The organism is Pseudomonas sp. NPDC089758, from assembly GCF_044748705.1.
Classification (GTDB): domain Bacteria; phylum Pseudomonadota; class Gammaproteobacteria; order Pseudomonadales; family Pseudomonadaceae; genus Aquipseudomonas; species Aquipseudomonas putida_X.
In genome coordinates this window covers 149,142-160,801 of record NZ_JBIVGN010000004.1, presented here as the reverse complement: position 1 = coordinate 160,801, position 11,660 = coordinate 149,142, and the positions used below count along the sequence as shown (strand labels likewise).

The following is an 11,660-nucleotide window of genomic DNA, read 5'->3' as shown; positions in this document are numbered from 1 at the left end:
GCGGCAAAGTGATGCCGCCAACCGTTAAGACTAGCCAAGAATGCCAAAAGTGCGATTGACCGTAATCAGCAAGGCGGCAGATTGCGCGCCACGTTCAAGGCCGCACTGCTCTGCGCCACCGGCATGATTTCGAGGGTGTTGATGTTCACGTGTGGCGGCTGCTCAGCGATCCACGCAACCGTGGCGGCAATGTCTTCGGGCAGGATCGCCTGCACGTCACGGTACAAGGCATCCACCGCATTGAGGTCGCCGTTCAGGCGCACCACGGAAAAATCGGTCCCGGAACACAGCCCTGGCTCGATGTTGCTGACCCGCACGCGGGTCCCTGCCAGGTCGGCGCGCAGGTTCAGGCTGAACTGCCGCACGAACGCCTTGCTCGCACCATAGACGTTACCGCCCGGGTAGGGATAAGTGCCGGCAATCGAACCGATGTTGATGATCATGCCGCTGTCGGCCTGCACCATCTGCGGCAGTACCGCATGGGTGACCATGGCCAGGCCGGTGATGTTGGTGTCGATCATGCGCTGCCAGTTCTCGGCGCTGCAGGCCTGGGCCCGCTCGATACCCAGCGCCAATCCCGCGTTGTTGACCAGCACATCGATGCCCGGTGCAGCTTCGTTGATCTGCGCCACCGCTGCGCTGATCGACTGCCCATCAGTCACATCAAGCGCCAGTGGAATGAAGTTGTCGCCAAGTTCTTGCTCCAGCGCCTGCAGCTTTTCCATACGGCGGGCGCCCCCGATCACGCGGTAGCCCTTGGCAACCAGGGTGGCGCATATGGCCCGGCCAAAGCCTGAGGAGGCGCCGGTTACGAATGCAGTTTTCATCAGGTTTGTCTCCCAGAAGGTAATGTCAGACCAGGTATTTCACGCCAAGGCTGGTGAACAGGCACAACATCGAAAACACCAGCGCCTTGCGCACCACGTCGTTGCCTTTGCGCAGCGCCAGAGCACTGCCCATGTGATTGCCGAGGATGTTGCAAGCCACCAGGGGCAGCGCCAGCAGGTAGACCACCTTGCCGGCCATGATGAATGCGACCAGTGCACCGATGTTGGAGGCGAAGTTGAACGTCTTGGAGTTGGCCGAACTGGAAACCAGGTCCATACGCAGCAGGTAGTGGAAAGCGATGATGAACATGCTGCCCGTGCCTGGGCCGAAGAAGCCGTCGTAGAAGCCGATGGCCAGGCAGGTCAATGGCACGACGGTGTAGAGCATCCGCGTCGACAGCGCCCGCTCCTCTATCGGGCGGTCCTTGGGGGTGAGGAAGATCAGGATGCCGAAAGGGATCAACGCCAGAATGATCTTGCCCACGGTTTCCTGAGAGATCGACACGATCAGGTGCGCCCCCAGGTAGGCGCCGAGCAGTGAGAAAGGCACGCCGACCAGTGCCACCTGCCAGACCATCTTGCTGTTGGCCAGGAAGTTGCGGATGGCCGCCAGCGTGCCCAGCGTACTGACCAGTTTCTCCTGCCCCAGCGCTACCTGAGGCGGCATGCCCACCAGCAGAAACCCTGGTACCAGAAACAACCCGCCGCCCCCGGCAATGCTGTCCACGAAGCCCGCGACAAAGGCAATGGCGCCCAGCAGCAGGATCGCCAGCAGCCAGTGTTCCGCCCAGTAAGCGCCTAACAGTTCCATAGCAGTAATTCCGTCGATGAATGAAGAGAAATCAGGAGAGCACTTCGTAAAGGTGGTCGGCCCGGGCGAAGCGCACCCGGTTCAGGTCGTTGACCGCGAACACCCGCAGCAGCCAACGGTCAGCGCCGTCGTTCTGGGGTTCGAAACCATCGCGGGCATGCAGCACACGCTGGTTCTTGAAGATCATGAAATCGCCTGGCAGCAGCAGGTGTGGCTCATCGAAACGCCGGGTCTCCAACAAACCGCGCAGGGTGGCCAGGGCCTGCTCGGCGCGCAGGTTCAGGCCGTGGGTGTTCTCGCTGTCGAAGCGGCACAACCACTCGCCTGAATGGCCACGCACCAGCACCGGCAGCTCGGCAGTGCAGCGGCGGTTGCCGGTGAACGAGTCAGGGCGGCGGATTTCGAATTGCGCGTCGCAAAGTTCGCGCACGGTCGCCAAGGGCAGCGCTGCGATCACGGCATCAAGGTTGACCAAGGTGGTGCTGATACGTGGGTCGCAGCGCATGCCGAAGAACGACAGGTATTCCGGGCAGCAGGACACGGTCCCCAGCGGCTCGGAAGACAATGGCAGGTCGGGATTGTCGACATGGTAGGAAAACCGCAGCCGCGAGCCATGCGAGCTCTTGTGGCTGGAGGAGGTACGGGCCGGGATTACGTGGCGAAACAGCCGACCGTCATTTTCACCCTCGTAGACAACCGGGTGAATACCCATCAGGTGCTGCATGGTCAGGCTGACCAGGCAGGCAATTGGCGTGCTGCGTGGGCTGAGCACACCGGAGTAAGGGGTAGGCGGTACATCGCGATCGCGTGGGCAGTTGCGCACGATCATGCTGGTCAGTTGCGGATCTTCAACGAAACCCCGTATCTGCTGGCACAGCGCTTTGCCCAATACCTCTTGCGCCTGCTCCTTGAGTTGCGGGTAAAGCTCTTTGCTGGTTTCGAAGTCGAGCGGGGTGTTGTTGAGCAAGGTTTGCCAGGCGCTGGAGACAACCCAGGGCAGGCGGATTTCCAGTGACGTCTGAGGCTCGGCTGCTTGTTGCAGGTGTGCGCTTTCCATTTCGGGTGCTATTCCATTGACCATTCGGTGTCGTGCCAAGCCGGGCAGAGGCGGCAGTCTTTGTTTTTTTTGAATCCGTTCACAGCTGGGCGATGTGAAAGGGCGATACCGCTCCAGGCATCGCCGCATTGCATCGACTCAATCATTGTAATTACAAAAATAGAATCGATTCAATTTATTTCATTGGCCGATTGCCACCATGATTGATTCGATCCAATCAACTCATTGATTTCAAAAGATTTCTTCGTAGCACCCATTGATCACACTCACGCCAGTGCTCAAGCGGGGCCTGGTGGACCGACCGAGACGACCCTCGAAGTCATATCAATAGAGGCAATTTACAGCGTAAAAACCCGATTACTCCGATCCTGACTTTCGTGCTAGGCTTCCGCGCTCTTGCAGATTCTGGTGCCATTTCCATGTGGGTTCCTCACTACAGCGACCTGGCGCAGCCGGTCTACCTGATGATTGCCGATGCGCTTGAGCAGGACATAGGCAACGGCCGGCTGACGCCGGGCGACCGCCTGCCAACACTCAAGGACCTCGCCGAGGCACTGCACGTGACCCCTGGCACCATTGGCCGAGCCTATGACGAAGCGGCCAAGCGGGGCCTGGTGGTGGGTGAGGTTGGTCGCGGGACTTTCGTCCTGCAGCAACGGCCGGCGCCTGCCCCCACCGCCACCTCGCGGCCCGCACCGTTCAAGCAGGAAAACGGCCAGATCGACCTGTCGATCATCAAGCCCAACGATGCGCACATGGCCGACTGGCTGCGCGGAGCAATCACCGAGCTGGCGGCATCCCCCGACCTGGACCAGGTGCTCGACTACGTTACCGACGGTGGCCATGCAACGCACAAGCAGGCTGGCGCCACATGGATCCAGCGCTGGTTGCCCGAAGCTCGCCCGCAACAGGTGGTGCTGACCTCCGGCGCCCAGCACGGCCTGTTGGTGGCCATCAGCAGCCTGTCAAAAAGCGATGATGTGATCCTGTGCGAGTCGCTTTGCTACCCCGGCATCATTTCCCTGGCCCACAGCATGGGCCGCCGCTTGCGCGGGGTAGCCATGGACGAGCACGGCCTGATTCCCGAGGCTTTGCGGGCTGCCTGCCTGGAGCACCGCCCTTCGCTGCTGGTATGTGTGACCACCCACCAGAACCCTACCAACTCGGTAATGCCCCTCGCGCGTCGCGAGGCTATCGCCCAGATTGCCCGCGAATTCGACCTGTTCATCGTGGATGACGATATCTACGGTTTCCTCGAACCGGCACCTGACTACAAACCCTTGGCCGCCTACGCACCTGAGCGCTCGGTGTACCTGACCAGCCTGTCCAAGAGCGTGCTGCCGGCCCTGCGTATCGGCTACCTCTACGCGCCGCCACAAACGCTTTCACGGTTGTCGTCGATGGTGCGCAGCAGCGTCTGGATGCCGTCCCCGCTGATGGCCCAGTTGGCCAGCAACCTGATCAACAGCGGTATGGCTGAACAACTGGTGCGAGTGCAGCAGGAAGAAGCCGCCGCACGCCAGTTGATGGCGCTGGAAATCCTCGGCAGGTACAAGGTGCGCAGCCAGCCGAACAGTTTTCATATCTGGCTGGAACTGCCGGAGCCATGGACCAGCGATGAGTTCGCCAACCTGGCGCGCAACAATGGGGTAACCGTGGTCAGCGGCAGCCAGTTCCAGCCTGAGCGCAGCCCAGCCAGCAGTGGCGTGCGCATCGCCCTGATGACGCCAAGCCGTGCCGAGTTGAGTTTCGCCTTGACCAAACTCGCAAGCTTACTGGACTCCTCCGAACCGCGGCTGTTCTACTAGAGAAACACCAGGCGCGGTTCAGCGGATCAACCGCCCCAGCCCCTCCAGCAACCGCTGCAAGGCGCCCTGATTGGCCTGCATCACCGCCCTGCCCGCCTCACCCATGCGCCGGGCCTCCTGCGGCAGCTCGATCAACTGCCGCACGACCACCGCCAACCCTTGGGCATCGTCCACCTGCTGCAGCGCCCCGGCATCGCGCAACATCGCGCTGATTTCGAGGAAGTTGAACACATGCGGCCCCATGATCACTGGCAGCGCCAGCGCTGCCGGCTCCAGTGGGTTGTGGCCGCCAGTGGCGACCAGGCTGCCGCCGACGAAAGCGATGTCGGCCAATGCGTAGAGGAACAGCAGCTCACCCATGGTATCGCCAAGCAACACGCGGGTCTGGGCATCGACCGCAGTCGCGGCAGAACGGCGAACGGTAGCGAACTGCGCGCTGCACAAGGCGTGCACTGCATCGAAACGCTCGGGGTGGCGCGGCACCAGGACCAGCAGCGCGTCGCCATGCACCTGCAGCAACTGTTGATGAGCCTGCAGGATCAATGCGTCCTCACCCTCATGGGTACTGGCCGCAATCCACACCGGCCGCTCGCCCGCGCCCCATTGCTGACGCAGTGCCCTGGCACGCGGCAACAGCTGGTCATCGACCTTCAGGTCGAACTTGATCGAACCTGTGACCTGCACGCACTCAGGGCGGGCACCCAAGTCGCGAAAGCGTTGCGCCTCGGTTTCGGTCTGCACCGCAATCAGGCTCATCTCGGCGAGCATCGGCCGGGTAAGGCTGGCAAACCGCGCATAGCCACGGGCGGAACGCTCGGACAACCGAGCATTGGCCAGCGCGACCGGAATGCCCCGCTTGGCACACTGGTGAATATGGTTGGGCCATAGCTCGGTTTCCATGATGATGCCCAGCTGCGGGCGCACATGGTCGAGAAAACGCCCCGCCGCCCACGGCAGGTCATAAGGCAGGTAGCAATGCTGGATGCGTGGCTCATCGGCGAAGAGCGCGCGAATGCGCTCGGAGCCGGTGGGGGTCATGCAGGTGACGGTGACCGGCAGGTCCGGGTAGGCCTTGAGCAACGCGCGCACCATAGGCGCGGCGGCAATGCTTTCACCGACCGAAACGGCATGAACCCAGATGCCACCCTGGCGCATCGCCGGCAGGTTGCGGGCGAAGCGTTCGCCGATACGCTGGCGGTAGGCCGGAGCCTTGCGTGCACGCAGGTAAAGGCGCAGCGCGACCAGCGGCAGGCCCAGGTGGAACAACAGGGTATAGAGAGTTCTGTTCATGGCGGCGAAGTTTACCCGATCGCGCGCAAGTGCACCGCAAAGCGCTCGGCCAGCCACTGCGCGGCGGGCCCCAGTGGTTCGTCACGGCGCCAGGCCAGTTCGACGACCAAGGCCGGTGGCCGCCATTCGCTGGCGAGCTCGACCATATGCGCCTGGTAGGTCGGGTATTGCACCACATGGCGCGGCAGCCACGCCCAGCCCAGCCCTCGCATCAGCAGCTCGGCCATGGCGTAGAAGCTGTCGGCGCGCCATACCTGCGGGCTGATCGCTTCGCCGCCGGGGTAACCACTTTGCTGTGGGGTGATCAGCAACTGGCGGTAACGTGCCAGCTGCTGGCGTGTCACGCGGCTTTCCCGCGCCAATGGATGGTCCACCGCGCACACCGTGACCATCTCCACGCTGCCCAGGGCACGCCGCTCCAGTGAGGCAGGCATGCTTTCATGGTGGAAAAACAAACCCAGGTCTGCACGCCGCTCCACCAGCTTGCGCGCCACATCACCTTGGGCACCGCTGGCCAGTTGAACTTCCAGGAAAGGGTAATGGCTGGCCAGTTCGTCGAGGCTGTCGATCACCGGTTGATACGGCATGGCTTCATCCTGCGCCACCCGCAGCAACGCTTCCTGGCCACGCATCAGGGCCAGCGCGCGGCCATCGAGCCGTTCGCACTGGCGCAGCAGTTCGCGGGCATCCTCCAGCAGCGCAGTGCCGTTTTCGGTCAGCCTGGGCTGGCGGCCGCTGCTGCGCTCGAACAACGTGACGCCCAGGTCCGCTTCGAGCATGGCAATGGCAGTGCTGACGGCGGATTGCGCTTTGCCCTGCTCGCGGGCAACGGCAGAAAAGGAGCGCAGTTCGACGACACGCGCAAAGGTTCGCAACTGCTCGAGGTTCCACTGCTCGGCCATCAACCTATCTCCTGGGGTGATAGGTAATGACTTTACCGCATCCTGGGACACTCTAGAATGCCGGACCAGAACCGGAGGATCGAACCATGAACGCCTACACCTACCTCGCCATCGCCATCGTTGCCGAAGTCATCGCCACAGCCTCCATGAAGGCTGTGAAAGGCCTGAGCACGCCATTGCCACTGCTGCTGATGGTGGTCGGCTACGCAATCGCCTTCTGGATGCTGACCCTGGTGGTGCGCAGCATTCCGGTAGGCATCGCCTATGCGGTCTGGTCGGGGCTGGGGATCGTGCTGATCAGCGTGGCGGCGCTGGTGATCTATGGCCAGAAACTCGATGTGCCGGCGATGCTGGGGATGGCAATGATCGTCGGCGGCGTGGTGGTGATCCAGTTGTTCTCCAAGACTGCCGGGCATTGATGGGGCCGGTCGGCGATGAGCCAACCCAGGCATAGCCTGTATACTTGCCAGCTGTCCCAGAATTCGAGGTACCGCCATGCCATCTGCCATTTCCACTGACGTGCTCATCGTCGGCGCCGGGGTCGCAGGCCTGTGGCTCAACGCCCGCCTGCGCAGCCTGGGCTATTCGACAGTGCTGGTGGAGCGCGCCAGCCTTGGCGGCGAACAGACCATCAAATCCCAGGGCATCATCCATGGTGGCACCAAGTACGCCCTGCACGGTGCGTTGACGGGCGCCTCGGAGGCCATCGCCGACATGCCACGGCGCTGGCGCGAGGCCCTGGCCGGCAGCGGCGAACTGGACCTGAGCCGCACCCGCCTGCTTTCCGATGCCCACTACCTGTGGTCGCCGGGTACCCTGGCCGGCAACCTCACCAGCTTCTTCGCCAGCAAGGCCGTGCGCGGCCGGGTTGACCAGGTCAAGGGCGACCAGTTGCCCCCCGCACTGCAGGACCGCGCCTTCAAAGGCAAGGTGTATCGCCTGGCCGAACTGGTGGTCGACGTTCCCAGCCTGCTGGCCAACCTGGCTGAACTGGCAGGCGACTCCTTGCTCGCCGGTGAGCACATCGCCCCCCTGCATGAAGGTGAAACGCTGGCCGGCTTGCGCGTGGACGGCCGTGAAATCCGCGCCCAGCGCATCGTGCTCAGCGCTGGTGCAGGCACCGAAGGGCTGCTGCACGCCTTGGGCCTTGAGCAACCCGCCATGCAGACACGGCCGCTGCATATGGTCATGGCCAAAGGCCCCAACCTCAAACCACTGTATGCCCACTGCCTGGGCGGCGGGCCCAAGCCGCGCGTCACCATTACCACCCACCCCGCGGCCGATGGCCAGTGGGTCTGGTACCTCGGTGGCGACCTGGCTGAAGCCGATGGCGTAGCCCGCGACACGGCGGCGCAGATTGCTGCAGCCCAGAAGGAGGTCAGCCAGCTCTTGCCATGGGTAGATCAAAGCCAGGTGCGCTGGGCCACCCTGCGCGTGGACCGCGCAGAACCTGCGCAATCGGGCCTGGTACGGCCTGACAACGCGTTCCTCGCCGACCAGCAACGGCTGATGGTCGGCTGGCCGACCAAGCTCGCCCTGGCCCCCGACTTCAGTGACCGCGTGCTGGCCAGCCTGCAGCGCGACGGCATCCGCCCCAGCGCCCAGGCCGAGCTCGCCGGGCTGCCACGCCCACCACTGGGCATCCCCGCCTGGGAGCGACTGCTGCCATGACCCTGCCAACCCTGCACGACTTCCACCGCCCGCTGGGCAGCACAGGCTTCAAGGTTTCCCCCCTGGGCCTGGGTACAGTCAAGCTTGGCCGCGACCAAGGCGTGAAGTACCCCACCGGGTTCACGATCCCCGGGGATGACGAAGCGCGCCTGCTGCTGGCCCAGGCCCGCGAGCTGGGTATCAACCTGATCGACACGGCTCCGGCCTATGGCCGCAGCGAAGAGCGCCTGGGGCCGCTGCTGCGCGGCCAGCGCGATGAATGGGTGATCGTCAGCAAGGTTGGCGAAGAGTTCGAAGGCGGCCAATCGCGTTTCGACTTCAGCGCAGCCCACACCCGTATGTCAGTAGAGCGCAGCCTGCGCCGGCTGGAGACCGACCGCATCGAACTGGTGCTGGTGCACTCCGATGGCAACGACCTGGAGATTCTCGAGCAGCAAGAGGTCTACCAGACCCTCGCAGCCCTCAAGCAGGAGGGCAAGATCCTCGGCTACGGCCTGTCGGGCAAGACCGTCGCCGGCGGGCTGAAGGCCCTCGAACAAGGCGACTGCGCCATGGTCACCTTCAACCTCAACGAGCAGGCAGAACGACCGGTACTGGACTACGCTGCCGAACACGGCAAAGCCATTCTGGTGAAGAAGGCCTTGGCCAGTGGGCATGTCTGCCTTGCACCCGGTGTCGACCCGGTACACGCCAGCTTCGAACTGTTGTTCGCCCACCCTGGCGTCAGCAGTGCTATCGTCGGCACTATCAACCCGTTGCACCTGGCCCACAACGTGGCCACCGTCGCCCGCATCCTGGGCCAGCATTGAGTTGTCCCCACCCCCGGGCCTGGACACTGACCCGACGCAAGGAGGAGCCTCGTGCCGCGTACGCTGATCCGCAAGAACCCGAGCAACTTCAAAACACTGCCACTGCATGTCGAAGCCACCCCCGAGAGCCTGGTTTACCAGAGCATCGGCATGCCGCTGAACTTCGCCCAGACGCAACAACGGCGTCGGGCCATCGAGCTGCCCGATAACCAGCGCTTCGTCGCAGAGCTTGCCAACCTCGGCGTTTCGGTACGCCTGACCCTGCACTGGCAGCACCGTGACTACTGGGTACTGGTGCGCCAGCGCCGCCAGGACCGGGGCGATGTGGTGCTTAAATTGATTTCAGGGTATGTCCCGGCTCAGGAGCTCAATCTGCCGCTGCACACTGCGGTCCAGGAAGTGGCGGAAGAGTGCCTGCTGGAAACCCCGGAAGGCTGGCTGGGTGGTCGCTTCAACGACACCTGGCTACCTGCACCTTACGCTGCCGCGCTGCACTACCGGGAAGCGCTGCCGTTCGTGCTGACCCCCGAATCAGGTGCCGCCCGGTCGGTGTATTGCGGCAACCTGATGTTGTTGGAGCGCCCACGGGCTTACGTGCACCTGCCTACGGCATCACTGCAACTGATCTACGACATGCGCCTGCAAGTGCCCAAGGACGCGAAAAAGCTGAGCCTGTTCCATGTCGATGAACGCTTGGAGGGCGATCAGCTGGTCGCGCGGCTCAACCGTAAGCGGCCGGACTTGTACCTGATGCCCGTCCAGGATGGTCAGCCACTGGCCGAGCTGTATACCTTGAAGAAAGATGAACTGGTACCGGCCAGTACCCGCGGGCTTTACCTGGCGGAGAGCTTTGCCCAGCAGGACGGGTGGGTGGTCGCGGACGAGCGGATACGCTGGAAGGATTGGGTGAAGCAGCAGGGGCTGGTGGAGCGCAAAGCTGCGAAGGCTTCACACCTGCGCCGCTTTGGCGACAAGGCGCGGGCACTGCTGGAGCGCGCGCGCACCTCGCTGAACAAATGAGTATCCGGGGCCGCCGCGCGGCCCCGGGCACGTCAGTTCTTGCGGATTTTTTCGACGATTGCAGTGGTCGAGCTGTTCTCGACCAACCCCAGCACCTTCACTGTGCCGCCGTAGGCCTTGACGATATCGGCACCCACCACCTGGTCGATACCGTAGTCACCGCCCTTGACCAGCACATCCGGTTTCACCTGGCTCAGCAGATTTTCCGGCGTGCCTTCAGGGAAGCTGATGACCCAGTCCACCGCGCCCAGCCCAGCCAGCACGGCCATACGCCGATCGACACTGTTGATCGGGCGGCCAGGGCCCTTCAGACGGCTTACCGAGGCATCGTCGTTGACCGCGACGATAAGACGATCACCCTGGGCACGCGCCTGCTCAAGGTACGTCACATGCCCTGCATGCAGGATGTCGAAGCAACCATTGGTGAACACGATCTTCTCTTTGTGCGCACGCGCATCGTCGATGGCCAGCAGCAGTTGCTCCAGGCCCAGCACGCCACGTTCGGAACCTTCCTCGCGCTGGATCGCGCGACGCAGCTCAGGTGCACTGATCGCTGCAGTACCCAGTTTGCCGACCACGATGCCGGCCGCCAGGTTGGCCAGGGCGACCGCGTGGGGCAGGTCTTCACCGGCTGCGATGGCTGCAGCCAGGGTGGAAATCACGGTATCGCCAGCGCCGGTCACATCGAACACTTCGCGGGCACGGGCCGGCAGGTGCAGCGCCGGGTGGCCGGTGCGCAGCAGGGTCATGCCGTGCTCGCCACGGGTAACCAGCAACGCCCCCAGGTCGAGGTCCAGCAGCAGCTGCAGGCCTTTGGCGACCAGCTCGGCCTCATCGGCGCAGCGGCCCACGATGGTCTCGAACTCGCTGAGGTTCGGCGTGATCAGACTGGCACCGCGGTAGATCGAGAAGTCCTTGCCCTTGGGGTCGGCCAGTACCGGTATGCCCTTGGCACGGGCGGCCTCGATCAGGCTCTGATGATTTTTCAGCGCGCCTTTGCCGTAGTCGGACAACACCAGCACTTTGACACCGTCGAGCAGGCTTTCGACTTCGGCACCCAGCGACAGCGGGTCAGTGGCGAACGGCTCTTCGAAATCGATGCGCAGCAACTGCTGGTGCCGGCTCATGACCCGCAGCTTGACGATAGTCGGCTGGTGCGCAATGCGCTGGAAAACCGAACGCACACCCGCCGCCTGCAGGCTGTTGGCCAGGCTGTCGGCGGCCTCATCCTGGCCGGTAACGCCGATCAGTGCCGCCGGAGCGCCGAGGGCGGCAATGTTCAAGGCAACGTTGGCCGCGCCGCCGGGGCGATCCTCGATCTGATCGACCTTCACCACCGGCACTGGCGCTTCTGGCGAGATACGTGAAGTACCGCCATGCCAGTAGCGGTCCAGCATGACATCGCCGACCACCAATACCGGGGCTTGATCGAAACGCGGCAGGGACAACTTCATGGGCAACCCAT

At 63.4% G+C, this 11,660-nt stretch carries 11 protein-coding genes; 5 read left to right on the top strand and 6 right to left on the bottom strand.

Annotated features, from left to right (window positions below):
* Nucleotides 1-65: 65 nt before the first annotated feature.
* Genes ACIPZH_RS07210 through ACIPZH_RS07200 form a run of 3 tightly spaced genes read right to left on the bottom strand, consistent with a single transcriptional unit; the run spans nucleotide 66 to nucleotide 2,695 of the window.
* On the bottom strand, nucleotides 66-827 hold the full coding sequence (locus ACIPZH_RS07210) for an SDR family NAD(P)-dependent oxidoreductase (RefSeq protein ID WP_267820607.1): 762 nt from the start codon (nucleotides 825-827) through the stop codon (nucleotides 66-68).
* Between the two features lie 25 nt (nucleotides 828-852).
* The gene (locus ACIPZH_RS07205) at nucleotides 853-1,638 is read right to left on the bottom strand and encodes a TSUP family transporter (protein ID WP_241804008.1); all 786 of its coding nucleotides are present in this window, start codon (nucleotides 1,636-1,638) and stop codon (nucleotides 853-855) included.
* A 31-nt stretch (nucleotides 1,639-1,669) separates the two neighbouring features.
* On the bottom strand, nucleotides 1,670-2,695 hold the full coding sequence (locus ACIPZH_RS07200) for a TauD/TfdA family dioxygenase (protein WP_241804009.1): 1,026 nt from the start codon (nucleotides 2,693-2,695) through the stop codon (nucleotides 1,670-1,672).
* A gap of 419 nt (nucleotides 2,696-3,114) precedes the next feature.
* On the opposite strand from ACIPZH_RS07200, the gene ACIPZH_RS07195 reads away from it, so the two are divergent.
* Nucleotides 3,115-4,503, top strand: coding sequence for a PLP-dependent aminotransferase family protein (locus ACIPZH_RS07195; protein WP_400635719.1), 1,389 nt, complete (start codon nucleotides 3,115-3,117; stop codon nucleotides 4,501-4,503).
* Between the two features lie 18 nt (nucleotides 4,504-4,521).
* On the opposite strand, the gene waaA is transcribed toward ACIPZH_RS07195, so the two are convergent.
* The gene (gene waaA, locus ACIPZH_RS07190; protein WP_400635717.1) at nucleotides 4,522-5,793 is read right to left on the bottom strand and encodes a lipid IV(A) 3-deoxy-D-manno-octulosonic acid transferase; all 1,272 of its coding nucleotides are present in this window, start codon (nucleotides 5,791-5,793) and stop codon (nucleotides 4,522-4,524) included.
* Between the two features lie 11 nt (nucleotides 5,794-5,804).
* Nucleotides 5,805-6,695: a LysR family transcriptional regulator gene (locus ACIPZH_RS07185; protein ID WP_267820598.1), complete on the bottom strand. Its 891-nt coding sequence runs from the start codon at nucleotides 6,693-6,695 to the stop codon at nucleotides 5,805-5,807.
* A gap of 86 nt (nucleotides 6,696-6,781) precedes the next feature.
* On the opposite strand from ACIPZH_RS07185, the gene ACIPZH_RS07180 reads away from it, so the two are divergent.
* The 4 genes from ACIPZH_RS07180 (at nucleotide 6,782) to ACIPZH_RS07165 (ending at nucleotide 10,195) form a co-directional block, all read left to right on the top strand.
* Entirely contained in the window at nucleotides 6,782-7,114 is a 333-nt protein-coding gene (locus ACIPZH_RS07180; protein ID WP_241804013.1) for a multidrug efflux SMR transporter, read from the top strand.
* Nucleotides 7,115-7,190: 76 nt separating this feature from the next.
* Nucleotides 7,191-8,366 carry an NAD(P)/FAD-dependent oxidoreductase gene (locus tag ACIPZH_RS07175; RefSeq protein ID WP_400635715.1) on the top strand — a complete coding sequence of 392 codons (1,176 nt, stop codon included), beginning with the start codon at nucleotides 7,191-7,193 and terminating at the stop codon, nucleotides 8,364-8,366.
* Nucleotides 8,363-9,175, top strand: coding sequence for an aldo/keto reductase (locus tag ACIPZH_RS07170; protein ID WP_400635714.1), 813 nt, complete (start codon nucleotides 8,363-8,365; stop codon nucleotides 9,173-9,175). The genes ACIPZH_RS07175 and ACIPZH_RS07170 overlap by 4 nt, the downstream gene beginning before the upstream one ends.
* A gap of 51 nt (nucleotides 9,176-9,226) precedes the next feature.
* Nucleotides 9,227-10,195, top strand: a complete 969-nt coding sequence (locus ACIPZH_RS07165) for a metal ABC transporter ATPase (RefSeq protein WP_241804016.1) — start codon at nucleotides 9,227-9,229, stop codon at nucleotides 10,193-10,195.
* A 32-nt stretch (nucleotides 10,196-10,227) separates the two neighbouring features.
* Here ACIPZH_RS07165 and hldE read toward each other — a convergent pair whose 3' ends face one another.
* Nucleotides 10,228-11,649: a bifunctional D-glycero-beta-D-manno-heptose-7-phosphate kinase/D-glycero-beta-D-manno-heptose 1-phosphate adenylyltransferase HldE gene (hldE, locus tag ACIPZH_RS07160; RefSeq protein ID WP_241804017.1), complete on the bottom strand. Its 1,422-nt coding sequence runs from the start codon at nucleotides 11,647-11,649 to the stop codon at nucleotides 10,228-10,230.
* Between the last annotated feature and the right edge of the window lie 11 nt (nucleotides 11,650-11,660).

Excerpts from the sequence above, each read along its gene's own strand:
- ACIPZH_RS07210 (WP_267820607.1), bottom strand. The coding sequence starts at position 827 with ATGAAAACTGCATTCGTAACCGGCGCCTCCTCAGGCTTTGGCCGGGCC.
- ACIPZH_RS07205 (WP_241804008.1), bottom strand. The coding sequence starts at position 1,638 with ATGGAACTGTTAGGCGCTTACTGGGCGGAACACTGGCTGCTGGCGATC.
- ACIPZH_RS07200 (WP_241804009.1), bottom strand. The coding sequence starts at position 2,695 with ATGGAAAGCGCACACCTGCAACAAGCAGCCGAGCCTCAGACGTCACTG.
- ACIPZH_RS07195 (WP_400635719.1), top strand. The coding sequence starts at position 3,115 with ATGTGGGTTCCTCACTACAGCGACCTGGCGCAGCCGGTCTACCTGATG.
- waaA (WP_400635717.1), bottom strand. The coding sequence starts at position 5,793 with ATGAACAGAACTCTCTATACCCTGTTGTTCCACCTGGGCCTGCCGCTG.
- ACIPZH_RS07185 (WP_267820598.1), bottom strand. The coding sequence starts at position 6,695 with ATGGCCGAGCAGTGGAACCTCGAGCAGTTGCGAACCTTTGCGCGTGTC.
- ACIPZH_RS07180 (WP_241804013.1), top strand. The coding sequence starts at position 6,782 with ATGAACGCCTACACCTACCTCGCCATCGCCATCGTTGCCGAAGTCATC.
- ACIPZH_RS07175 (WP_400635715.1), top strand. The coding sequence starts at position 7,191 with ATGCCATCTGCCATTTCCACTGACGTGCTCATCGTCGGCGCCGGGGTC.
- ACIPZH_RS07170 (WP_400635714.1), top strand. The coding sequence starts at position 8,363 with ATGACCCTGCCAACCCTGCACGACTTCCACCGCCCGCTGGGCAGCACA.
- hldE (WP_241804017.1), bottom strand. The coding sequence starts at position 11,649 with ATGAAGTTGTCCCTGCCGCGTTTCGATCAAGCCCCGGTATTGGTGGTC.